The organism is Streptomyces sp. CA-294286 (assembly GCF_050947155.1).
Taxonomy (GTDB): Bacteria; Actinomycetota; Actinomycetes; order Streptomycetales; family Streptomycetaceae; genus Streptomyces.
The window spans coordinates 5,000,568-5,023,810 of sequence record NZ_CP192005.1 but is presented as its reverse complement, the minus strand read 5'-3'; the positions used below and the strand labels follow the sequence as shown (position 1 = coordinate 5,023,810).

22 protein-coding genes are annotated in these 23,243 nt (G+C 70.9%); 12 read left to right on the top strand and 10 right to left on the bottom strand.

Going from position 1 to position 23,243, the window contains the following annotated elements:
• The first annotated feature begins 39 nt into the window (after positions 1–39).
• From ACQPZG_RS26900 to ACQPZG_RS26880, 5 genes are all read left to right on the top strand, one after another.
• The gene (locus ACQPZG_RS26900; RefSeq protein WP_433548290.1) at positions 40–783 is read left to right on the top strand and encodes a GntR family transcriptional regulator; all 744 of its coding nucleotides are present in this window, start codon (positions 40–42) and stop codon (positions 781–783) included.
• A gap of 127 nt (positions 784–910) precedes the next feature.
• Positions 911–3,142 carry a molybdopterin cofactor-binding domain-containing protein gene (locus ACQPZG_RS26895; protein WP_433548289.1) on the top strand — a complete coding sequence of 744 codons (2,232 nt, stop codon included), beginning with the start codon at positions 911–913 and terminating at the stop codon, positions 3,140–3,142.
• 88 nt (positions 3,143–3,230) lie between these two features.
• Positions 3,231–4,181, top strand: coding sequence for an amidohydrolase family protein (locus ACQPZG_RS26890; RefSeq protein ID WP_433548288.1), 951 nt, complete (start codon positions 3,231–3,233; stop codon positions 4,179–4,181).
• 134 nt (positions 4,182–4,315) lie between these two features.
• Entirely contained in the window at positions 4,316–5,062 is a 747-nt protein-coding gene (locus tag ACQPZG_RS26885) for a hypothetical protein (protein WP_433548287.1), read from the top strand.
• Between the two features lie 31 nt (positions 5,063–5,093).
• On the top strand, positions 5,094–6,443 hold the full coding sequence (locus ACQPZG_RS26880; protein WP_433548286.1) for a UbiD family decarboxylase: 1,350 nt from the start codon (positions 5,094–5,096) through the stop codon (positions 6,441–6,443).
• Between the two features lie 138 nt (positions 6,444–6,581).
• Here ACQPZG_RS26880 and fabI read toward each other — a convergent pair whose 3' ends face one another.
• Both fabI and fabG read right to left on the bottom strand, forming a co-directional pair.
• Positions 6,582–7,343 (bottom strand): enoyl-ACP reductase FabI, encoded by a 762-nt coding sequence (fabI, locus tag ACQPZG_RS26875; RefSeq protein ID WP_433548285.1) that lies wholly within the window; start codon positions 7,341–7,343, stop codon positions 6,582–6,584.
• Positions 7,344–7,348: 5 nt separating this feature from the next.
• Complete coding sequence (gene fabG / locus ACQPZG_RS26870) at positions 7,349–8,065, bottom strand: 3-oxoacyl-[acyl-carrier-protein] reductase (protein WP_433548284.1); 717 nt, start codon at positions 8,063–8,065, stop codon at positions 7,349–7,351.
• 186 nt (positions 8,066–8,251) lie between these two features.
• Here fabG and ACQPZG_RS26865 point away from each other — a divergent pair, with 186 nt between their 5' ends.
• Genes ACQPZG_RS26865 through tyrS form a run of 3 tightly spaced genes read left to right on the top strand, consistent with a single transcriptional unit; the run spans position 8,252 to position 12,511 of the window.
• Positions 8,252–9,799, top strand: a complete 1,548-nt coding sequence (locus ACQPZG_RS26865; protein ID WP_433548283.1) for a TldD/PmbA family protein — start codon at positions 8,252–8,254, stop codon at positions 9,797–9,799.
• A complete protein-coding gene (locus ACQPZG_RS26860; protein WP_433548282.1) occupies positions 9,796–11,190 on the top strand; it encodes a metallopeptidase TldD-related protein in 1,395 nt (464 codons plus the stop codon). The genes ACQPZG_RS26865 and ACQPZG_RS26860 overlap by 4 nt, the downstream gene beginning before the upstream one ends.
• 43 nt (positions 11,191–11,233) lie before the next feature.
• Positions 11,234–12,511 (top strand): tyrosine--tRNA ligase, encoded by a 1,278-nt coding sequence (gene tyrS, locus ACQPZG_RS26855; protein ID WP_433548281.1) that lies wholly within the window; start codon positions 11,234–11,236, stop codon positions 12,509–12,511.
• 162 nt (positions 12,512–12,673) lie between these two features.
• On the opposite strand, the gene ACQPZG_RS26850 is transcribed toward tyrS, so the two are convergent.
• On the bottom strand, positions 12,674–12,949 hold the full coding sequence (locus ACQPZG_RS26850) for a GlsB/YeaQ/YmgE family stress response membrane protein (RefSeq protein WP_433548280.1): 276 nt from the start codon (positions 12,947–12,949) through the stop codon (positions 12,674–12,676).
• 212 nt (positions 12,950–13,161) lie between these two features.
• Here ACQPZG_RS26850 and ACQPZG_RS26845 point away from each other — a divergent pair, with 212 nt between their 5' ends.
• Both ACQPZG_RS26845 and ACQPZG_RS26840 read left to right on the top strand, forming a co-directional pair.
• The gene (locus ACQPZG_RS26845) at positions 13,162–13,539 is read left to right on the top strand and encodes a DUF3099 domain-containing protein (protein ID WP_433549562.1); all 378 of its coding nucleotides are present in this window, start codon (positions 13,162–13,164) and stop codon (positions 13,537–13,539) included.
• 198 nt (positions 13,540–13,737) lie between these two features.
• Entirely contained in the window at positions 13,738–13,980 is a 243-nt protein-coding gene (locus tag ACQPZG_RS26840) for a hypothetical protein (protein WP_433548279.1), read from the top strand.
• Positions 13,981–14,039: 59 nt separating this feature from the next.
• Here ACQPZG_RS26840 and moaA read toward each other — a convergent pair whose 3' ends face one another.
• The 3 genes from moaA to ACQPZG_RS26825 form a co-directional block, all read right to left on the bottom strand.
• Complete coding sequence (gene moaA, locus ACQPZG_RS26835) at positions 14,040–15,029, bottom strand: GTP 3',8-cyclase MoaA (protein ID WP_433548278.1); 990 nt, start codon at positions 15,027–15,029, stop codon at positions 14,040–14,042.
• A gap of 150 nt (positions 15,030–15,179) precedes the next feature.
• Positions 15,180–16,820 (bottom strand): solute symporter family protein, encoded by a 1,641-nt coding sequence (locus ACQPZG_RS26830; protein WP_433548277.1) that lies wholly within the window; start codon positions 16,818–16,820, stop codon positions 15,180–15,182.
• The gene (locus tag ACQPZG_RS26825) at positions 16,817–17,182 is read right to left on the bottom strand and encodes a DUF485 domain-containing protein (RefSeq protein WP_433548276.1); all 366 of its coding nucleotides are present in this window, start codon (positions 17,180–17,182) and stop codon (positions 16,817–16,819) included. Before ACQPZG_RS26825 ends, ACQPZG_RS26830 begins: the two co-directional genes overlap by 4 nt.
• Before the next feature lie 266 nt (positions 17,183–17,448).
• Between ACQPZG_RS26825 and ACQPZG_RS26820 the strand changes: the two genes are divergently transcribed.
• On the top strand, positions 17,449–18,978 hold the full coding sequence (locus ACQPZG_RS26820) for a S8 family peptidase (RefSeq protein WP_433548275.1): 1,530 nt from the start codon (positions 17,449–17,451) through the stop codon (positions 18,976–18,978).
• A gap of 27 nt (positions 18,979–19,005) precedes the next feature.
• On the opposite strand, the gene ACQPZG_RS26815 is transcribed toward ACQPZG_RS26820, so the two are convergent.
• From ACQPZG_RS26815 to ACQPZG_RS26800, 4 genes are all read right to left on the bottom strand, one after another.
• A complete protein-coding gene (locus ACQPZG_RS26815; protein ID WP_433548274.1) occupies positions 19,006–19,701 on the bottom strand; it encodes a lysoplasmalogenase in 696 nt (231 codons plus the stop codon).
• On the bottom strand, positions 19,698–20,771 hold the full coding sequence (locus ACQPZG_RS26810) for a sterol desaturase family protein (RefSeq protein WP_433548273.1): 1,074 nt from the start codon (positions 20,769–20,771) through the stop codon (positions 19,698–19,700). Before ACQPZG_RS26810 ends, ACQPZG_RS26815 begins: the two co-directional genes overlap by 4 nt.
• Positions 20,772–20,841: 70 nt before the next feature.
• The gene (locus tag ACQPZG_RS26805; RefSeq protein ID WP_433548272.1) at positions 20,842–21,132 is read right to left on the bottom strand and encodes a Clp protease N-terminal domain-containing protein; all 291 of its coding nucleotides are present in this window, start codon (positions 21,130–21,132) and stop codon (positions 20,842–20,844) included.
• Between the two features lie 72 nt (positions 21,133–21,204).
• A complete protein-coding gene (locus ACQPZG_RS26800) occupies positions 21,205–21,915 on the bottom strand; it encodes a VIT1/CCC1 transporter family protein (protein WP_433548271.1) in 711 nt (236 codons plus the stop codon).
• A 295-nt stretch (positions 21,916–22,210) separates the two neighbouring features.
• Between ACQPZG_RS26800 and ACQPZG_RS26795 the strand changes: the two genes are divergently transcribed.
• Complete coding sequence (locus tag ACQPZG_RS26795; RefSeq protein ID WP_433548270.1) at positions 22,211–23,209, top strand: DEDDh family exonuclease; 999 nt, start codon at positions 22,211–22,213, stop codon at positions 23,207–23,209.
• Positions 23,210–23,243: the final 34 nt, after the last annotated feature.

Sequence of the window (23,243 nt, the reverse complement as noted above, 5' to 3'; positions counted from 1 at the left end):
TCTGAGACCGATCGGCGGAACAGGAAAGAGGGAGCGGGGATGGCGACCGACAAGGCGGAGCAGGCGGTCGGTCGGGCCGTCAACCCGGTCGCGGCCGGGAGCCTGCTGGCGGACCGTGCGTACGACGAGCTGAGGGCCGCCGTACTGGCGAACCGCCTCCGCCCCGGCGACGCACTGTCCGTGCCGGCGCTCGCCACGCAGATGGGCATCAGCCGCAGCCCCGTCAGGGAAGCCGTGCAGCGGCTGATCCACGACGGACTCGCCTCCCACGTCCCGCACCGGGGCGCCGTCGTCTCCACCGTCGACCTCCAGGACGTACGCCAGCTGTACGTGGTCCGCGAGGTCATGGAGGGGCTGGCGGCGCGCCTGGCCACCGAACGGCTCGACGCCACCAGGGTCGGCGAGCTGCGCGAGATGCTGGAGGCGCACGAGCGCGTGGTCGGCTCCGACTACGACGAGACGGCGCACATCGAGATGGACATGGCGTACCACCGCCTGATCCGCGAGGTCGCCGGGAACACCCATCTGACCTCCGCCCTCGACACCATCCAGGGCAAGGCCCACCTGGCGCTGCACTCGCTGTGGCGCAGCCCGGAGGCTCCGCGCCTCGCCGTCGCCGAGCACCGCCGGATCTTCGAGGCGATGACGTCGGGCGACCCGGACGCGGCGGAGCTGGCGGCCCGCGAGCACATCAGGCGGCTGCGGATCCGGCTCTCCCAGGCGGTGGCGGCGGGACCGGACCGGGACGACGCCGGCGGACCCGGCATCCACCCGGTGGCCTGACTCCCCCACCGCGCGCGGAGCACTCCCGTTACCGCGCACAGAGCACTCCCGTACCGCGCACCGAGCTTCACGCACCACTCGCACCGCACCACCCGGTCCCACCGCTGTGGAAGGGAAGTGACGACACGTGAGCACCGCTACCGGAGTCCGGAACGGGGTGGGCGAAAGCGTCCGGCGGCCCGACGGCCGACTGAAGGTCAAGGGGGACTTCGCGTACTCCTCGGACCTGCACGCGGACGGCATGGTGTGGGGCGCGACCCTGCGCAGCCCGCACCCCTCCGCCCGGATCACGCGCTTCGACGCGAGCAGGGCGCTGAGGCTTCCCGGCGTCGTCGCGGTGCTCACGCACGAGGACGTCCCCGGGCATCCGCTGTACGGTATGAAGGTCGCCGACCAGCCGGTCCTCGCCAGGGACGTGGTCCGCTACCAGGGCGAGCCGGTGGCGCTGGTGGGGGCCGACCATCCGGAGACCGCGCGCCGGGCGCTGCGGCTCATCGACGTCGACTACGGGATACGGACCCCGCTGACGGACCCGGAGGCGGCCGTCAGCGGCCGCGGTCCGCGTGTCCACCCCCGGCGGGTGGACGGCAGGGACGAGTGGGGCAACGTCGTGCGGCACGTCCGCATCCGGCACGGCGACATGGCGGAGGCCGCACGCCTCGCCGAGGTGGTCGTCTCGGGGACGTACGAGGTCGGCATGCAGGACCAGGCCTTCCTGGGCCCCGAGTCGGGGCTGGCGATACCCGCCGAGGACGGCGGCGTGGACGTCTACGTGTCGACGCAGTGGCTGTACGACGACCAGCGCCAGATGTGCTCCGCGCTCGCACTGCCGCCGGAAAAGGTCCGGCTGACCATGTCCGGGGTGGGCGGGGCGTTCGGCGGACGCGAGGACGTGAGCGTGCAGATCCACTCCGCGCTCCTCGCGCTGCACACCGGGCGGCCGGTGAAGATGAGCTACCACCGTGACGAGTCCTTCTTCGGGCACGTGCACCGCCACCCGGCGAGGATGCGGTTCGAGCACGGGGCGACGCGCGACGGGAAGATCGTCTACGTGAAGGCGCGGCTGGTCTTCGACGGCGGCGCGTACACCTCCACCTCCCAGGTCGTCATCGCCAACGGCTCGTACTTCGCCGCCGGCGCCTACGACGTCCCGCACGCCGAGATCGACGGGTACTCCGTCTACACCAACAACCCCCCGTGCGGCGCTATGCGCGGCTTCGGCGCCGTGCAGTCCACGTACGGCGTGGAGTCCAACCTGGACAAGCTCGCCCGTGAACTGGGCATGGATCCCCTGGAGTTGCGGCTGCGCAACGCCATGACGACGGGCACGGTGCTGCCGACCGGGCAGGCCGTCGACGGCCCGGCGCCCGCCGCCGAACTGCTCCGACGCCTCCGCGACCGCCCCCTGCCGCCACCGGACGAAGGCGCCTTCGGTCTCCCCGGCGGCCTGAACAACACCACGCGCGGCGAAGGCGTCGCACGCGGTGTCGGCTACGCGATCGGCGTCAAGGCGATCGGCTTCTCCGGCGGCGTCGACGACCGCTCGGTGGCGCGGGTCGGGCTGTCACTGGCCGACGGGGAGCCGGTGGCGCAGGTGCACACCTCGGCCTCCGAGTGCGGCCAGGGCATCGTCACCCTCCAGGCCCAGATCGTACGGACCGAACTCGGCGTCGCCCGGGTCACGGTCCTGCCGGCGGACACCCGGGTGGGCGACGCGGGCTCCTCGTCCGCCTCCCGGATCAGCTGGATGAGCGGCGGTGCGGTGCAGGGGGCGTGCCGGGCGCTCCGGCAGCGGATCACCGCGCTGGGGGCCGGCGACCTCGCTGAACTCCTCGCCGTGCACGGCCCCTTGGAGGAGGAGTACGAGTACTCCCACCGGCGTACCCACCCGGTGGACCCGGAGCGCGGACAGGGGCAGGCGCACATCGCCTTCGCCTTCGCCGCGCACCGGGCCGTCGTCGAGGTCGACACCGAACTCGGCCTGGTCAAGGTGGTCGAACTGGCCACCGCCCAGGACGTCGGCAAGGCGATGAACCCCCTGGCCGTGGAGGGGCAGATCGAGGGCGGCAGCGCCCAGGGGCTGGGACTGGCCCTGATGGAGGAGCTGCACGTGAAGGACGGCAAGGTGCGCAACCCGTCCTTCACCGACTACCTCATCCCCACCATCGCGGACATGCCGTCCGTGCCCATCGACCTTCTCGAACTGCCGCACCCCGACTCGCCGTACGGCCTGAACGGGGTGGGCGAGCCACCGACCCTGTCCTCCACCCCGGCCATCGCGAACGCGTTGCGCGACGCGACGGGCCTGGAGCTGGCCAGGGTGCCGGTGCGACCCGACGACTTCACGGAAGGGAGGTGAGGCGGGCCCTGCCCTGGGTCCCCGAACGGTTCACCACGGTCCACACAGCAGCACGTACGACCAGAACCCGCAGGGAAGGAACAGCACCTTGATCATCGACACCCACATGCACCCGACGAACGTCGTCGACCAGGCGTGGCGGCACGACGGCGAGCCGTTCACCGGCGAGCGGACGCTGAAGATGATGGACGGCCCCTACGTGATCAACGGGAAGCCGCGCCGGATCGACTACGGCTGCATCATGCCCCCGCCCGGCAACTCGGTGTGGCAGGACGGGATGCGCGGGGGTCGCGAGGGCATTCGCGATTACATGGCGTACATCACGAAGCTGGTCACGGAGTATCCGGACCGCTTCATCGGGAACTTCATGTACAACCCGCGCTTCGGGCCGGAGAACGGCGCGAAGGAGCTGAGGTTCCACGTCGAGGAATACGGCTACAAGATGCTCAAGCTGCATGCCAACATGCACGCCTACCGCCCGGACCGCGCGCTGGACTGGCTGCGTCCGGTGCTGAAGGTCTGCGACGAGCTGGGCATCCTCGTCCTGATCCACACGGGTGACGGGCCGTACTCGATCCCGACGCAGTTCTACCCGATCATCCGGGAGTTCCCGAACGTCAACTTCATCCTCGGGCACTTCGGGGTGCAGACGGGTGGCGTGTACTGCTTCGAGGCGCTCTACATGATCCTCGACTCGCCGAACGTGTACGGCGAGTCGGGCTGGCTCCTCCAGTCGCGCATCGTGGAGTTCGCGCAGCAGATGGAGAAGCACCAGCTGGTCTTCGGCACCGACTCGCCGCCCAACGAACCGGGCATGTGGGCGCGGGAGCTGGAGGTGCTGTGCGGCCCGCCGCCGCAGGGCATGAACCTTTCCGAGGAGCACCTGGAGGGCTACCTCGGCAACAACGTGGCGAAGCTGCTGGGCCTGGAACCCACTCCCCCGCCGCGCGACCAGGAGGAGGCGCAACTGCGCCTGAAGAGCACGTACGCGACGCTGGAGAATCCGACGGCGACGTCGGCGGCCGAGGCGCGCGCGTAGCTCCCGGGACCGGGGGTGGCTCCGATGCTCGGGAGGCCCGGGGCCACCCCCTTCCCCGCGTACGTCCTCGGTGTCCGTACGCCGTCCATGTCGATACGTCGGCACATCGTCGCGTGAGAGAAGTGGGGCCGCACATGCAGCAGCGCATCGGTCATCTCGTCCCCTCCACCAGCATCGGCGTCGAGCGCTGGGTGCACCAGATCTGTAGGTCCGTGGCGATCGAGGTGGCGCATCCCGTCGCCCGCGCCTCGCTCCCCGAAGTACTGAGCGGTCCGGCGATCGCCCCGTCCCAGTCCGCCGAACTGACCCGCGCGGCCTCCCGGTTGGCGGACGCCGGGGTGGGCGCGGTGGTGTGGAGCGGCAGCTCGGCCGATCTGCACGGGGCGGCGCACGGGCGGGCGATGGCGCGCTGGGTGGAGGAGGTCACGGGCGTACGGGCGTCCACCGTCACGCTCGGCCAGATCGACCTCCTCTCGCGCCGCGACATCGTATCGCTGGCCCTGGTCTCGGCCGGCTCGGAGCAGACGACCGGCCGGCTGGCGGACACCTACCTCGCCGCCGGCTTCAAGATCTCCTCGGTGACGGCGCTGGGCCTCACCACCGCGCGGGAAGCGGCCGAGCTGCCCGTGTCGCGGGTACGCCGCCTGCTCCTGGACACGGACGCGCCGGACGCGCAGTGCCTCGTGGTCGCCGGGACGGAGCTGCCGGTGGCACCGGTGGCGGCGCTGGTGGAGCGGGAGCTGGGCAAGCCAGTGTACGACGGGGCGCGGGTGGCGATCCGGACGGGGCTGGAGTTGTTGGGGCTGTCGGTGACAGCACCGGAGTGGGGCGAGATGTTCGGCGCGGAGAACCCCGCCGGGGTGTGCTGTGACACCCACTGAACCTACTGAACAGCCCTGTTCCTCGCAGGACTTGAGGGAGTTCCTGCGTGCCTACACGGCCGCGCATCCGGACGACGTCGTCACCGTGGACGAGGAGATCGAGGGCGAGGACGTGGCCGCGCTGGCCATGGAACTGGCTCGGAGCGGCCGGGGCGAGATGCTCGTCTGCCGCGGGGTGGCAGGGCTCCGCGCCCCGGTCGTCACGAACGTCTTCGCCTCACGGCGGCGGATCGCACGGCTGCTGGGCACGGATGCGGCCGGGCTGCACACCGCGTACCAGGCGGCGTCCGCCCGCCGGTGCGCACCACGCGTGGTGGCGGACGGGCCGGTCCTGGAAGTGGTGGAGTCGGGTGCGGACGTGGACCTGGCGTCGCTGCCGCTGATCCAGCACTTCGCGTCGGACCGGGGCCCCTACGTCACCAGTGGGATCATCGCGGTGGAGGCCCCCTCGTACGCCGAGGGGCGCTCGGGGAACCTGAGTTACCACCGCTCGATGGTGCACGGCCGCAACGAGCTGGCGACCAGCCTGCACTCGCGCGGGCACCTGTGGCAGTTGCTGCGGCTCGCCGAGGCGCACGGGGAGCGGCTGCCGGTGGCGCTCGTGGTGGGCGGGCACCCGCTGTTCATGCTGGCGGCGTCCGCCCGGCTGGGGGCCGGCGAGGACGAACGGGACGTGGCGGGCGGGCTGTTCGGGGCGCCGCTGGAGGTCGTACGGACGCCCGAGTACGGGATCCGGGTGCCGGCCAGCGCCGAGATCGTGCTGGAGGGGCACATCGATCCGGTGCGGCACGCGGCGGAGGGACCGTTCGGGGAGTTCTCCGGCTACTCCTCGGACCGGTCGACGAACGACGTGCTGACGGTGGAGACGGTCCTGCACCGCCGCGACGCGCTGCTGCTCGACGTGGTCGGCGGCAACACCGACGAGCATCTGAACCTGGCGAGGATCCCCCGCGAGTCCGAGATGGCGCAGAAGCTCAGGGACCGGTTCCCCGAGGTCACGGCCCTGTACTACCCGACGTCGGGGACGCACTTCCACGCGTACGTGGCGCTGCGGGCGTCCCGGCCGGGGCAGGCGCGGCAGGTCATGCTGGGGCTGCTGGGGTGGGATCCGTACCTGAAGACGGTCGTCGCGGTGGACGAGGACGTGGACGTCACGCAGGACGCGCAGGTGCTGTGGGCGATGGCCGCGCACCTCCAGCCGCACCGGGACGTCTTCGTGGTGGACGGGCTGCCGGGGAGCCCGCTGGACCCGTCGTCGACGGCGGACGGCACGACGTCACGGATGGCGCTGGACGCCACGCGGGGGGCCGGCTTTCACGGGGTGCGGATACGGGTGGCTCCGGAGCGGGTGGCGGCGGCGCGGCGGATCCTGGGCGCGTAGCGCGGGCGGATCCTGGGCGCCTGGCGCGGGCGGGCCGCGTACGGGGGCGCGATGCGCAGACTCCGCCACGCGCACCGGAGCGCCGGCCGGGCCGAGGGTGTCGGCCGGACCGGCGCTCCGGTGCGCACTGCGGGGCAGTCAGGCGCCCATCATGTGCACGCCGCCGTCGACGTGGATGATCTCGCCCGTCGTCTGCGGGAAGAAGTCCGACAGCAGGGCCACGATGCCCTTGCCCGCGGGCTCCGGGTCGCCCATGTCCCAGTTCAGCGGGGAGCGGGTGTTCCAGACGTCCGCGAGGTCGGAGAAGCCCGGGATGGACTTGGCCGCCATGGAGCCGAGCGGGCCCGCGGAGATCAGGTTGCAGCGGACCTTCTCCTTGCCCAGGTCGCGGGCGAGGTAGCGGCTGGTGGCTTCGAGAGCCGCCTTGGCCGGGCCCATCCAGTCGTACTTCGGCCACGCGAACTGCGCGTCGAAGGTGAGGCCGACCACCGAGGCGCCGTCGCTGAACAGCGGACGGCAGGCCAGCGTCAGCGACTTCAGGGAGTACGCGGAGACGTGCATCGCCGTCGACACGTCCTCGAAGGTGGCTTCGAGGAAGTTGAAGGCGCCCGGCGGGGCGAAGCCGATGGAGTGGACGACGCCGTCGAGCGAGCCCAGCTCCTCGCGGACGAGGCCCTCCAGGCGGTCCAGGTGCTCCTGGTTGGTCACGTCCAGCTCGATGACCTTCGCCGGCTTCGGCAGCTTCTTCGCGATGCGCTCGGTCAGCGTCGGGCGGGGCCAGGCCGTCAGGATGACGTTGGCACCCTGCTCCTGGGCCACCTTGGCCGCGTGAAAGGCGATGGAGGACTCCATCAGCACACCCGTGATGAGGATGTTCTTGCCTTCGAGGATTCCACTCATGGCGATCAGTGACCCATGCCCAATCCGCCGTCAACCGGGATGACGGCTCCAGTGATGTACGACGCGTCGTCGGAGGCGAGGAACTTCACCGCGGCGGCGATCTCCTCCGGCTGTGCGTACCGGCCGAGCGGGACCTGGGCGACGATGCCCTTGCGCTGCTCGTCCGTGAGTGCCTGGGTCATGTCGGTGTCGACAAACCCCGGCGCGACGACGTTGAAGGTGATGTTGCGCGACCCCAGCTCGCGGGCGAGCGAACGCGCGAATCCGACCAGACCGGCCTTGGAGGCGGCGTAGTTCGCCTGCCCGGCGGAGCCGAGCAGGCCCACGACCGAGGAGATCAGCACGACGCGGCCCTTCTTGGCGCGCAGCATGGCGCGGTTGGCGCGCTTCACGACCCGGAAGGTGCCGGTGAGGTTGGTGTCGAGGACGGACGCGAAGTCCTCCTCGGACATGCGCATCAGGAGCTGGTCCTTGGTGACGCCGGCGTTGGCGACCAGCACCTCCACGGGACCGTGCTTCTCCTCGATCTCCTGGTATGCCTGATCCACCTGCTCGGTGTCGGTGATGTCGCACTTGACGGCGAGGAAGCCCGCCTTTTCGAGGTCCGACGGGTCACCCGAGCGGTACGTGATCGCGACCCTGTCGCCGTTGTCGGCGAGGGCGCGGGCGATGGCGAGGCCGATGCCCCGGTTTCCTCCGGTGACGAGAACCGAGCGGCTCAACGGATCACCCTTTCGGTAGCGGTGTGGTACCGACCGAAACTATCGGTACCGGGGCCCGTACGGAGAATCGGGCCCTGACAGGTCGGCCATCCGCCCGCTGTCGGGTCCCTACAGAAAGCCTCTGGGCAGGGGAGCCCCGGACGCGACATGATCGGACCGACCTCGTCTCGACGACAGGAGACATCCGTGCCGCATTCCCCTCGTCCCCGTTCCTCCCACCCGGTCGATCCGTCCTTCACCGCTCTTCCCCTGCGCGCCCTCGCCGACGCCGCGCTCGCGCGGGCCCGTGCGCTGGGCACCGAGCACGCCGACTTCCGGCTGGAGCGGGTGCGCAGCGCGTCGTGGCGGCTGCGGGGCGCCAAACCGTCCGGGTCCTCCGACTCCACCGACCTCGGATACGCGGTGCGGGTGGTGCACGGCGGGGCCTGGGGGTTCGCGTCCGGTGTGGACCTGTCCATGGACGCGGCGGCGCGGGTCGCCGGGCAGGCGGTGGCGATGGCCAAGCTGTCGGCCAAGGTGATCAAGGCCGCCGGTTCGGACGAGCGGGTGGAGCTGGCCGACGAGCCCGTGCACGAGGACCGGACGTGGGTGTCGTCGTACGAGATCAATCCGTTCGACGTGCCGGGCGAGGAGAAGGCGGCGCTGCTCGCCGAGCGGAGTGCGCGGCTGCTGCGGGCGGACGGGGTGACGCACGTCGACGCGTCACTGCTGACCGTGCAGGAGAACAAGTTCTACGCCGACACCGCGGGCACCGTGACGACGCAGCAACGCGTGCGGCTGCACCCGCAGTTGACGGCGGTCGCGGTGGACGAGACGTCCGGGGAGTTCGACTCCATGCGGACGGTCGCGCCGCCGGCGGGGCGTGGCTGGGAGTACCTGACGGGCACCGGGTGGGACTGGGACTCCGAGCTGGAGCAGATCCCCTCGTTGCTGGCGGAGAAGATGCGGGCGCCGAGCGTCGAGGCGGGGGCGTACGACCTGGTCGTCGACCCGTCGAACCTGTGGCTGACCATCCACGAGTCGATCGGGCACGCCACCGAGCTGGACCGGGCGCTGGGGTACGAGGCCGCGTACGCCGGGACGTCGTTCGCGACCTTCGACCAGCTCGGGAAGCTGGCGTACGGGTCGTCGGTGATGAACGTGACCGGTGACCGGACGGTGGAGCACGGGCTCGCGACGATCGGGTACGACGACGAGGGCGTCGCGGCGCAGTCCTGGGACCTGGTGAGGGACGGAACGCTGGTCGGTTACCAACTCGACCGCAGGATGGCCAGGTTGACGGGGCTGGGCCGGTCCAACGGGTGCGCGTTCGCCGACTCCCCCGGGCACGTGCCCGTGCAGCGGATGGCGAACGTGTCGTTGCAGCCGGATCCAGGGGGGCTGTCGACCGAGGACCTCATCGGGGGTGTGGAGCGCGGCATCTACGTGGTCGGCGACCGGTCGTGGTCCATCGACATGCAGCGCTTCAACTTCCAGTTCACCGGGCAGCGCTTCTTCCGCATCGAGAACGGGAGGCTCGCGGGCCAGTTGCGGGACGTGGCCTACCAGGCGACGACCACCGACTTCTGGGGCTCGATGGAGAAGGTCGGCGGTCCGCAGACGTACGTCCTGGGCGGCGCGTTCAACTGCGGCAAGGCCCAGCCGGGCCAGGTCGCGGCCGTCTCGCACGGCTGCCCGTCGGCCCTGTTCCGGGGCGTCAACATCTTGAACACCACGCAGGAGGCAGGGCGATGAGCCGCGCGAGCAGCAAGCCGTACGAGATCGTCGAGCGGGCACTGGATCTGTCCACCGCCGACGGGTGCGTGGTGATCGCGGACGAGCAGTCGTCGGCGAATCTGCGGTGGGCGGGGAACACGCTGACGACGAACGGCGTCACCCGTGGGCGTTCGCTCACCGTGATCGCGACCGTCGACGGGGCTCAGGGCACCGCCTCGGGGGTGGTGTCGCGGTCGGCGGTGACCCCCGATGAGCTGGAGCCTCTCGTACGGGCCGCCGAGGCGGCGGCGCGGGCGGCGGGCCCGGCGGAGGACGCGCAGCCGCTGGTCGAGGGGCTTCCCGTGTCGCCCGGCTTCCGGGACGCGCCCGCCGAGACGTCGTCGAGCGTCTTCGACGCGTTCGCGCCCGCTCTCGGGGAGGCCTTCGCGCGTGCGCGCTCCGGCGGCCGGGAACTGTACGGGTTCGCGCACCACGAGATGACATCCAGCTATCTCGGCACGTCGACGGGCCTGCGCCTGCGGCACGACCAGCCCAACGGCACCCTGGAGGTGAACGCCAAGTCCCCCGACCGTACGAAGTCGGCGTGGGCCGGGCGCTCCACCCGGGACTTCACCGACGTCGACCCGGCCGCACTGGACGAGGAGCTCGCGAAGCGCCTCGGGTGGGCGGGCAGGCGCCTGGACCTGCCCGCCGGGCGGTACGAGACGCTGCTGCCGCCCAGCGCCGTCGCGGACCTCCTCGTGTACCAGCTGTGGTCGTCGGGGGCGCGGGACGCCGTGGAGGGGCGGACGGTGTTCTCCAGGCCCGGCGGTACGACCCGGCTCGGCGACACGCTGTCCGCGCTGCCGCTGACGCTGCGCAGCGACCCGAACGAGCCGGGCCTGGAATCCGCGCCGTTCGTGCTGGCGCACTCCTCGGGCGGGGATTCGTCGGTCTTCGACAACGGGCTGCCGCTGGCCCCCACCGAGTGGATCAAGGACGGGAAGCTGGAGCGGCTGATCACCACCCGCAGCACCGCCGCTCTGACCGGGCTGCCGGTGACGCCGGACGTCGACAACCTGGTCCTCGACGCGGGCGGCACGAAGACGCTGGAGGAGATGGTCGCCGCCACCGGGCGCGGGCTGCTGCTGACCTGTCTGTGGTACATCCGCGAGGTCGACCCGGCGACGCTGCTGCTGACCGGTCTGACCAGGGACGGCGTGTACCTGGTGGAGAACGGCGAGGTGGTCGGCGAGGTGAACAACTTCCGGTTCAACGAGTCGCCGGTGGACCTGCTGTCGCGGGCCACCGAGGCCGGTGTCACCGAGAAGACGCTGCCGCGCGAGTGGGGCGACTGGTTCACCCGGGCCGCGATGCCCGCCCTGCGGGTGCCGGATTTCAATATGAGTTCTGTCAGCCGGGGCGTATAACCTCGGTCAGCACACACCGCACATCTGAGGAGATACGAGAATCGTGACGGACATCGTCGACGAGCTGAAGTGGCGCGGGCTGTTCGCCCAGTCCACGGACGAAGACGCACTGCGCAAGGCGCTCGCGGACGGCCCCGTCACGTTCTATTGCGGCTTCGACCCGACGGCGGCGAGCCTGCACGTGGGACACCTGGTGCAGGTGCTCACCATGCGCCGGCTGCAGCAGGCGGGTCTGCGCCCGCTGGCGCTGGTCGGCGGGGCGACCGGGCAGATCGGCGACCCGCGGCCCACCGCCGAGCGCACGCTCAACGACCCGGAGACCATCAGGGAGTGGGTGGACCGGCTGCGCTCGCAGATCGAGCCGTTCCTCGACTTCGAGGGCTCGCGCAGCGCCCACCCGGCGACGATGGTGAACAACCTGGACTGGACCGGCGGCATGTCGGCCATCGAGTTCCTGCGCGACATCGGCAAGCACTTCCGGGTCAACAAGATGCTCACCAAGGACTCGGTGGCCCGCCGGCTGGAGTCCGACCAGGGCATCAGTTACACCGAGTTCAGCTACCAGCTCCTCCAGGGCATGGACTTCCTGGAGCTGTACCGCCGCTACGGCTGCACCCTCCAGCAGGGCGGCAGCGACCAGTGGGGCAACCTCACCGCCGGCCTGGACCTGATCCACCGGGTCGAGCCGGAGGCACAGGTGCACGCGCTGGCGACGCCGCTGATGACGAAGGCGGACGGCACCAAGTTCGGCAAGACCGAGGGCGGGGCCGTCTGGCTGGACCCGGAGATGACGACGCCGTACGCGTTCTACCAGTTCTGGCTGAACGTGGACGATCGTGACGTCTCGAAGTACCTGCGCATCCTCAGCTTCCGTACCCGGGCGGAGCTGGAGGAGCTGGAGGCGCAGACCGAGGAGCGCCCGCAGGCGCGGGCCGCCCAGCGTGCGCTGGCCGAGGAGCTGACGACGCTGGTGCACGGCGCGGACCAGTGTGCGGCCGTCGTCGCCGCGTCGAAGGCGCTGTTCGGGCAGGGTGAGCTGACCGAGCTCGACGAGCCGACGCTCAAGGCCGCGCTGAGCGAGCTGCCGCACGCCCGGGTCGAGGCGCTCGGACCGGTCGTGGACCTGCTGATCGCGGCCGGTCTGGCGCCCAGCAAGGGCGGTGCGCGGCGCACCGTCAAGGAGGGCGGTGCCTACGTGAACAACGTCAAGGTCGCCGCCGAGGACGCCGAGGTCACCGCCGACCAGCTGCTGCACGGCCGCTGGCTGGTGCTGCGCAAGGGCAAGAAGAACCTCGCGGCGATCGAGGTCACGGGGGGCTGAGGGCCCTCTGTGCGGACGCCGCCTCGCGTGCGGGAGCCGCCGCGTCTGCCTGCCCGGCAGGGCGGTCGTGGCCGACACGGCGGGCGGCGTCGTGTGCGAGGCGGTGGGCCGGAACCCTGTCGGGGTTCCGGCCCACCGCCGTTCCTCAGCCGGGTCCGTGTCTCAGGCGCGCCGTCGGTTGCCACGTAGCGAGGCGTAGATCGCATCGCCCACTCCGACCACCACCACGGCAGCGATCACCTGGAGGATGTGCCGTCCCCAGTCGACGCCCTTGGTGTCGTTGATGCCGAACAACGTCGCCAACCAGTTGCCCAGCACGGCTCCGATGATGCCGAAGACAACCGTCAACCAGAGCGGGATCTGCTGTTTGCCCGGGATGATCGCCTTGGCGATCAGTCCGAGCACCAGCCCGACGATGATTGCCCACAACCAACTCATGTCGCCTCCTCGTAGCGGCGCGGATGTGCGCTGTGATCGAGTCTGACGCCGTCCCCCGTACGGCGCATGTCGGACACCGCCATACGCGGTACGCCGGTCCCGCTCCGTCCGGTCCCGGCCGCCCCCGCTCTGCCGCCTGTCGGAGTACGGGCGTACCGTGGAAGGTGTCCGGGCCGGGGAGCGCCCGGCTCTGGAAACGGGTGGTGGAACGTATGCGGAAGCTGCGCGGAGCCGAAGTCGTCCGGATCACCGGCGCGCGGCAGTCGCTGGCCGACGACGTCCGGGGCAGGCAGCGCCGGTACATCATTTCGATGACGGTCAGGACGCTGGCGGTCATTCTCGCCGCGGTGCTGTGGAACGTGGAACGGCACGTGGCGATCGTGGCGCTGGTGGCCGGCGTGCTGCTGCCGTACGTGTCGGTGGTGATCGCGAACGCGGGCCGGGAGACCGTGAAGGTGGTGCCGTCGACCTTCATTCCCGCCCCGGTACGGCCCGCCCTGGGCCCCGCGCTGGAGGGCACGGTGAGGGGTCCGGAGGACGGGCCGCAGCGCGCCGAGTCCGCCAACGACCCGCAGGGCCGGAGCATTTAGTCCCGGCCAAGGGAGGGAAAAGCTCAGATCAATCATGCGGTTCCGGTGCACCGCACCCCGTCCCCCGTGACATACTTCGTAGGCGCTCCGCATCCCCCGTCGGAGCGACGGACCGACGCCGGGCAGCTCCCCCCGTGGCTGCTCGGCGTCGCCTTTGTTCGGGCCCTTTTCCGTGCGGCCCCCGTTGGGAATTCAGCTGTGAGTGACGAGACCCCCATCTGCTCCGCCAAGGGCTGTCGTGCGGACGCCGTCTGGGTGCTGGCCTGGAACAATCCGAAGCTGCACACGCCCGAGCGGCGCAAGACGTGGCTCGCGTGCGAGGAGCACCGGGAGCACCTGTCGCAGTTCCTGGGGGTACGGGGCTTCCTCAAGGACGTCGTGACGCTCGACGACTGGGAACGGGACCGCACGGGGCCTCAGGGCCCGGCCGCCGGGCGCTGACCGCGGGCCCCCCGCGCGCCGGCCCGCGGGTCGCCCCGGCCGCTGTGCCGGGCGGACGCTCAGCCGCCGATCGCCGACATGGGGCGGTCCGGCTGGAGGAACGTCGGGTCGTCCAGGCCCGAGCCCGCCTTCTTGCCCCACATGGCGACCTTCCACAGCTCGGCGATCTCCTGGTCCGTGGCCTCCGAACGCAGCGCCGCACGAAGGTCGGACTCCTCGCGGGCGAACAGGCAGGTGCGGACCTGGCCGTCGGCGGTGAGCCGGGTGCGGTCGCAGGCCCCGCAGAACGGGCGGGTCACGGAGGCGATGACGCCGACCCGGTGCGGGCCGCCGTCGACCACCCAGCGCTCGGCGGGCGCGGATCCGCGCTCGCGTTCGCCTTCCTCGGTGAGGGTGAAACGGGTGCGCAGGGATTCCAGGATGTCCCCCGCGGTGATCATGCCGTCGCGCTTCCAGCCGTGCTGGGCGTCGAGCGGCATCTGCTCGATGAAGCGCAGTTCGTACTCGTTCTCCACGGCCCAGGCGAGGAGGTCGGGGGCCTCGTCGTCGTTGAGGCCGGGCATCAGGACGGCATTGACCTTGACCGGGGTGAGCCCTGCCGCACGGGCGGCTGCCATGCCGTCGAGGACGTCGCGGTGCCGGTCGCGGCGGGTGAGGGTCTTGAAGACGTCGGGACGCAAGGTGTCCAGCGAGACGTTGACCCGGTTCAGGCCGGCCGCCTTGAGGGCGGTGGCGGTGCGCTTGAGGCCGATGCCGTTGGTGGTCAGCGACATCTTCGGGCGGGGCTCCAGCGCGGCGCACTGCTCGACGATGGAGACCAGGCCGGGGCGCAGGAGGGGTTCGCCGCCGGTGAAGCGGACCTCGGTGATGCCGAGGTCGGTGACGGCGATGCGGATGAGACGGACGATTTCGTCGTCGCTGAGGAGTTCCTGCTTGCCGAGCCATTGCAGGCCTTCTTCCGGCATGCAGTACGTGCAGCGCAGGTTGCACTTGTCCGTCAGCGAAACACGCAGGTCGGTGGCGACCCGGCCATAGGTGTCGATGAGCACTGTGGGCCCCCTCCCCGATGGGTGTCTGTTGTATTCGACACTACGCGACGGCACCGACAACGCCGGGAAGAGATTGCCACGAGGGACGGCGGGGCCGCGTCGTAGGTCCCTACGACGCGGCCCCGGGACCGCTGCACGGGAACGGGGGGCTCAGTGCGCCCCGGTGCCCGTGAGGGACTTGACCTCCAGCTCGGCGTACTTGCCCTTGTCGGGCTCCTCCTTGGTGAGGACCGAGCCGAGCCAGCCGAGCAGGAAGCCCAGCGGGATCGAGATCAGGCCGGGGTTCTCCAGCGGGAACCAGGCGAAGTCGACGCCCTTGAACATGGACGTCGGCTTGCCGGAGACGACGGGCGAGAACAGGACGAGGAAGACGGCCGCGAAGAGGCCGCCGTAGATCGACCACAGGGCGCCCTGGGTGGTGAATTTCTTCCAGAAAAGGCTGTAGAGGATCGTCGGCAGGTTGGCGGATGCGGCGACCGCGAAGGCGAGGGCGACGAGGCCGGCGACGTTGAGGTCGCGGGCGAGGGCGCCGAGCGCGATGGAGACGACGCCGATGAAGACGGTGGCCCAGCGGGCGGCCTTCATCTCCTCCTTCTCGGTGGCCTTGCCGCGCCGGATGACGTTCGCGTAGATGTCGTGCGCGAACGACGACGACGAGGCGAGGGTGAGGCCCGCGACGACCGCGAGGATCGTGGCGAAGGCGACGGCGGAGATGACGGCGAGGAGGATCGCGCCGCCGGCGGAGCCGGAACCGCCGCCGATTTCGAGCGCGGCGAGCGGGGCCGCGGTGTTGCCCGCCTTGTTCGACGAGGTGATGTCCTCGGGCTTGAGGAGCGCCGCGGCGCCGAAGCCCAGCACGATCGTCATGAGGTAGAACGCGCCGATGATGCCGATCGCCCAGTTCACGGACTTGCGTGCGGCCTGGGCGGTGGGAACCGTGTAGAAGCGGATCAGGATGTGCGGCAGGCCCGCGGTGCCCAGCACGAGGGCGATGCCGAGCGAGAGGAAGTCCAGTTTGGACATCGCGCTGACGCCGTACTTCAGGCCCGGCTCCAGGAAGCCCTCCTTGCCGCTGTTGGTGGCGGCCGCGCCCAGCAGGTCGGAGACGTTGAAGTTGAACTTCAGCAGGATCAGGAAGGTGATCAGCAGGGTGCCCGCGATGAGCAGGACCGCCTTGACCATCTGCACCCAGGTGGTGCCCTTCATGCCGCCGATGGTGACGTACACGATCATCAGGATGCCCACCAGGGCGACGATGGCGATCTTGCCGCCGTCGCTCGTGATGCCGAGGAGCAGCGAGACGAGGACGCCCGCGCCCGCCATCTGTGCCAGCAGGTAGAAGATCGACACGACGATGGTGGAGGTGCCGGCAGCGGTCCGGACCGGGCGCTGCCTCATCCGGTACGCCAGGACGTCGCCCATCGTGTACCGGCCGGAGTTGCGCAGCGGCTCGGCGACGAGGAGCAGCGCGACCAGCCAGGCGACCAGGAAGCCGATGGAGTACAGGAAGCCGTCGTAGCCGAAGAGGGCGATGGATCCGGCGATGCCGAGGAAGGACGCGGCGGACATGTAGTCGCCGGAGATCGCCAGGCCGTTCTGGAAGCCGGTGAACTGGCGGCCGCCCGCGTAGAAGTCGGAGGCGCTCTTGGTCTGTTTGCCGGCCCAGACGGTGATGCCGAGGGTGGCGACGACGAAGAGGCCGAAGAGGGTGATGATCAGCGGACGGTGTTCGCTCGCGCCCTCGCCGGCGGCGAGCTGCCATCCCGGGTGGGTCGGGTCGAGGAGGTTCATTCTCCGGCCTCCAGGCGGGACTTGATGGCGGCCGACTTCGGGTCGAGCTTGGTCGCCGCGTGCCGGGAGTAGAACCAGGCGATGAGGAAGGTCGTCAGGAACTGGCCGAGGCCGAAGACGAGAGCGACGTTGATGTTGCCGAAGACCTTCGTGCCCATGAAGCCGCCGGCGTAGTTCGACATCAGGACGTACAGCAGGTACCAGGCGATGAACGCGAGGGTGAGGGGGAAGGCGAAGGAGCGGTGGGCACGGCGCAGTTCGCCGAATTCCGCACTCTCCTGCACCTCGACGAACTTCTCCGTCGTGGGCCCGGCAGGGCTGGTGTCCGGTCCGCCCTGGGGCGGTGGTGCCTCGGTGGTCACGGATTCTCCTCGCGACGCGGGTGGGGTGGGTGTCGGGGTGGAGCGGCTCAAAACGACCTCACGGGGAAGGGGTGGTTGGTGCTGCCTCCCCCTGACAACGGCACGGTCGGCGTGGCGACTCGGTTCACGGGTCGTGTTTTCTTTTCCGAACTCGTTGTCCGAACTCATTGATCCGGCGGGTTGATCGGCGATAGCTTCGCTGGTCATGTACCCGTCCAACCGCGGATGTGCGGTGGGACGTTCGGCACGGATGATGTGGAGAACCCATGGCTCATCTGGGAACCAGACGGTCGCGCGCACTGGCGCTGCCCGTCGGGCTTGCACTGACTGCCTCGCTCGGCTTCCTGCCGATGACCTCGGCGACGGCGGCCCCCGTGGCGGAGGTCGCGGCCGCGGCCCCCGCCGCGGACGGCCCGAAGCTGTCGTACGTGGTGAACGTCGGCGGCGGCAAGTCCACCGCGGCGTCGGTCAAGAAGGCGATAGCCAGGGCCGGTGGCACCATAGTGGTGTCGTACGACAAGATAGGCGTCATCGTCGTCACCTCCCAGAACCCGGAGTTCGGGAAGCAGATCCGCAAGGTGCGCGGCGTCGACTCGGCGGGTGCCACGCGCACCGCGCCGATGCAGGCCGCCGCCACCACGGAGGAGGGCTCCACGGAGCGCCTCACCGCGAGCGAGGCGCAGGCCGCCGCGAAGAAGGCGACCGCGGCCGAGGACCCGCTGGAGCCGCTGCTCTGGGCGCTGCCGACGATCCGCGCGGACAAGGCGCACCAGAAGACCCTCGGTTCCAAGAAGGTCAACGTCACCGTCATCGACACGGGTGTCGACGACACCCACCCGGACCTGGCGCCGAACTTCGACGCCAAGGGCTCCGCGAGCTGCGTCGGCGGCAAGGCGGACACCACGGCCGGCGCCTGGCGTCCGAAGGCCGACGAGTCCGACCACGGCACGCACGTGGCGGGCACCATCGCCGCCGCGAAGAACGGCGTCGGCGTCACGGGGGTCGCCCCGGGCGTGAAGGTCTCCGGCATCAAGGTCGCCGACGCGACCGGCTTCTTCTACACCGAGGCCGTCGTCTGCGCGTTCATGTACGCCGCCGAGCACGGTGCGGACGTCACGAACAACAGCTACTACACCGACCCGTGGATGTTCAACTGCAAGGACGACCCGGACCAGGGCGCCCTCGTGGAGGCCACGGACCGGGCCCACGGGTACGCGTGGAAGAAGGGCACGATCTCCGTCGCCTCGGCGGGCAACTCGAACTTCGACCTCGGAGCCAAGGAGATCGTCGACACGACGAGCCCGAACGACTCCACGCCGGGTTCGCGGACGATCGACCCGAAGAAGTGCCTCGACATCCCGATGCAGCTGGACGACGTGCTGACGGTCTCCGCGACGGGCGCCAAGAACCTGAAGTCGTCGTACTCCAACTACGGCAAGGGCGTCATCGACATCGCCGCTCCCGGCGGCGACCGCACGGCGTACCAGGCGCCGGAGGGCCCGGCCGTCGACGGCCGCATCCTGTCGACCGTTCCGGGCGGCTACGGCTACAAGAACGGCACCTCGATGGCGTCGCCGCACGTGTCGGGCGTCCTCGCGCTGCTGAAGTCGACGCACCCGAAGGCCACTCCGCGCCAGCTGGAGCGGATGGTGACGACGCACGCCGAGAGCACCGCGTGCGGTGAGCCGTACGACATCAACAAGGACGGCAAGATCGACGCGGTCTGCAAGGGCGGCGTGAACGACAACGGCTTCTACGGAGCCGGGATCATCGACGCCCTGCGCGCGGTGCGCTAGACAGCGCCGCACGGCACCGGACAGGGGTCAAAGGGGCGGGGAACTGCGCGAGTCCTGCCGGTCGCGGATGTTTCGCGGCCGGTCGCGCGGGGCCCCGCCCTCCTTGCTGCCCGGGGCCCCGAGCACGCCCAGCGTCAGCAGGAGTTGGGCCGCCGCGTAGGTGGCCATGACCCAGAAGTCGGGTGCGGGAAGCTGCGGCCACTGCGCCACACCGGTGGCGATGAGGGTGTCGGAGAGCAGGAACAGGCCGCCGCCGACACCCGCGTACGGGCCCAGGCCGCCGGCCCGGAACGCCATGACGGTGAGCAGCAGGCTGTACCCGGCGACCGGGACGCGCAGGTCGGCCGGCAGGTCGGGCCAGAGCAGGGCGACGACGGCGACGAGCGCCAGGGCGTACCCGGCGCCGAGCGGGCGGCTCAGGGGCGCGCCCCTGAAGAGCAGCAGGTAGCAGACGTGCCCGAGGGCGAAGGACCCCATGCCGAGCATGAAGGCCGGGTCCGCGTCGAAGAGCAGCGCCACGTCGCCGCCCCAGCCGAGGAGCAGCGCCACGATCAACAGGCGCGGTCCGCCGCGCGCGGCCACGTACCCGGCGAGCAACGGCATCAGGAGCGGTTTGGCCGCCGCGTGCACCGCCCACACCCCGGCGAGCAGACCGACGAGGTCGACAGCGGTGGCGAGGAGGAAGGCGGCGAGAAGGGCGCGGGACAGCCGGCCACGGGTCACGCGGCGGGCTCCGGCTGCTGCGCGGTGGCGGTCGCCCCGGCAGGGCTCGACGTCGTGCCGGCCGCGGGTGCGGTCGCCTCGGTCGGGAGCGTGGTCGCCCCCGCCGGGAGCGCGGTCGTCGCCGCCGGGGCCGCGGTCGTTGGGGCCGGCGTCGCCGTCGTCGTGGTCGGTGTCGCGGTCGCCCCGGCCTGGGGCGCGACGGCCTTCGCCGGAGTGGCGGTCGCGTCGGCCGGGTCCGCGGTCCGCGGCTGCCAGCCGGGCCCCGCGAAGACGCGCCCGGCGCGCTCCCGCCAGGTACGCGCCGCGCGTACGTCGCGGGCGATGGCGGCGTACTCGTGGGTGGCGACGCGCAGCGGGTTGTAGGTTTCGATGTTCTTGGTCAGCCCGTAGACGGGGCGGTCGGTCTCGCTCACGAACGAGCCGAAGAGCCGGTCCCAGACGATCAGGATGCCGCCGAAGTTGCGGTCCAGGTAACCGCCCTGCGAGGCGTGGTGCACCCGGTGGTGCGAGGGCGTGTTGAGGACGTACTCGAAGGGCCTGGGCAGGTTGCCGACCCGTTCGGTGTGCACCCAGAACTGGTAGACGAGGTTCGCGGACGAGCAGAACGCGAGGGCGGCCGGATGCACGCCGCAGGCGATGAGCGGCAGGTAGAACGGCCAGACGGTGAGCGTCGTCCAGGGCTGGCGCATCGCGGTGGTGAAGTTGAACTTCCGGCTGGAGTGGTGGACGACGTGGCAGGCCCACAGGATGCGGACGACGTGGTGGCCGCGGTGCGACCAGTAGTAGAAGAAGTCCTGTGCGAGCAGCATCAGCGGGATCGTCCACCACAACACGGGGACGCGGGCCGGCGTCAGCTCGTACACCGCCGTGTAGACGGCGACGATGGGAATCTTCCACAGGAGGTCGAAGCCGATGCTGCCGAGTCCCATGGTGATGCTGGTGGCGGCGTCCTTGGTCTCGTACCCCTCGGCGCCGTCGTCGGGGTGCAGGCGGTAGCTCACGATTTCGAGCACGGTGAGCAGGACGAAGGCGGGTATCGACCACAGCACGACATCGGGCAGGTTCGGCATGCCCGCACGATAGAGGCGCGGGCAGGGGCCCGACTAGAGGTTGTTACCCACAAGTATGTAAGAAATTCCGTCAGGAACGGGGGCGGTGCGGGTCGGGGCGCGGCCGGTCGCTGTGCCGGTTCTCGTGGTACGTCGGTGACGTGACCAGCGTCAGCAGGCGCTTGTCGATGTCGGCGGGCTCGACGAGTTCGGCGAGCACCTGCGTCGGCACGGCGTCGGGATCGCGCAGCAGCGCCAGCATCAGGTGTTCCGCGCCGGTGTGGCGGTGCCCGAGGGAGACGGCGATGCGGCCCGCCTCGGCCACCAGGGCGTCAAATCGCGGAGTGGTACCGGGAGTTGTGTCGTTCGCCATACGGTTCATGCTCACCATGGTGGCGAAGGTCCGTCCGACGGGCACCCCCTCGGACGGACAAAAACCACGCATCCCCCGCCGTTACACGCCCACCGCGCCCAGCAGTGTGCCGGCCAGGTAGGTCACCGCCATCGCGAGCGCCCCGCCCGCCGTGTTCCGCCACACCGCCGGCCTGGGCGGCGCGGCGCCGAGACGGGCGCTCCCCCAGCCGGTGAGGGCGAGGGCGAGCAGCACCGAGACCACCGTCACCGGCAGCCGCCACGCCTCCGGCGGCAGGATGATCGCGAGGAGCGGGAGCAACGCGCCGACGGTGAAGGCGGCGAAGCTCGCCCAGGCGGCGTGCCAGGGGTTGGTGAGGTCGTCGGGGTCGATGCCGAGCTCCACGCGCGCGTGCGCGCGCAGGGCGTCGCGCTCGGTGAGCTGTTCCGCGGCCTCCCGGGCCAGCTCGGGGGTCAGGCCGCGGCTGCGGAGGAGCTGGGTCAGCTCGTCCAGTTCCTCCTCGGGCTGCTCCCTCAGTTCCCGCTTCTCCAGCGCCAGGGCGGCCTTCTCCGCGTCGCGCTGCGTCGACACGGAGACGTACTCGCCCGCCGCCATCGACATGGAGCCCGCGAGCAGGCCGGCCAGACCGGCCGTCAGGAGGGTGGCGCGGTCGTCGGTGGCCCCGGCGACGCCGACGACGATGCCCGCCGTGGAGACGATGCCGTCGTTCGCGCCGAGGACCCCGGCCCGCAGCCAGTTGAGGCGGGAGCCGAGGTCCGCGTGGTGGGGTTCGTACTCATGCGTGTCGCTCACCCCGCGAGGATTCCACCCCGCCGTCCGGCGGACGCGTACCGACCCGCCCGGCGCGACGGCGGGCGCGTGGCCCCGCTCCCGGGGCTCTGGGAGCGATCGCCGTCCTGTGCCGGGGCGCGGCTTCGGGGTGCGGGACGACGGGGACGGTTCCTTGCGTCTGCGGGCGGTGCCCCAACCCCCGTGCGGGCCTTCCTCGTTGTCCTGGGATCGGCGGGCGGTGAGGGCCTCGTCGCGGCCGCCGGTGCGGGGCAGACCTGGGCGAATAGGGAACTGTCAGTCCTGGCCCGTATTCTCTGTGACCATGCTCGATGACCAGACGACAGCGGCAGCACCCTGGCCGACCGCCTACCCGCAGGGGTACGCGGTCGTCGACGTGGAGACCACAGGGCTCTCCCGCGACGACCGCATCATCTCCGCCGCTGTCTACCGGCTGGACACCCACGGCGACGTCGTCGACCACTGGTACACGCTGGTCAACCCGGAACGGGACCCGGGACCCACCTGGATCCACGGCCTGACCAGCGACGTGCTGCGGAGCGCGCCGCTGTTCCCGGAGGTCGTGGGCGAGCTGTCCGACCGGCTCGACGGGCGCGTCCTGGTCGCGCACAACGCGATGTTCGACTGGTCGATGCTGGCCCGCGAGTACGCACGGGCGGGGCACACCGCCCCGGTCCAGCACCGGCTGTGCACGATCGCGCTCGCCAAGGAACTGGCGCTGCCGCTGCCCAACCACAAGCTGGCCTCGCTGGCCGCTCACTTCGGCGTCGTGCAGCAGCAGGCGCACCACGCGCTGGACGACGCGCGGGTGCTCGCCGAGGCGTTCCGGCCGAGCCTGCACGCGGCGGCCCGCGGCGGGGTGCGGCTGCCGCTCCTGGAGTGCCGGCCGCTCACCGAGTGGTCGGACGCCCCGCCCCGGCCCCGGATCGGCTACCAGCCTTCGTACGGCGGAGGCAATGGCGGCCCCGCGAGCTGGCGGCCCTCCCGCAGGCGTCCGGCCTGCCCGTACCCGAACCCTGGCCGTTACCGGGCGGACCAGCCGTTGATGCAGGGGATGCGGGTGGCCTTCTCCGGTGACACCTCCGTGGACCGCGACCTGCTGGAGGACCGTACGGTCGAGGCGGGGCTGCACGTCGCGACGAGTGTGTCCCGGCTCACCAGCCTCCTGGTCACCAACGACCCGGACTCGGCGACCTCCAAGACGCTCAAGGCCAAGGCCTTCGGCACGCCCGTCGTCGACGAGGCCGCGTTCACCCACCTGCTCCGCGACGTGGCGCCGGCGCCCTCGGACGGGTGAGGCCGGACCGGGCAACCCGCCCGCCCGGGGTCTC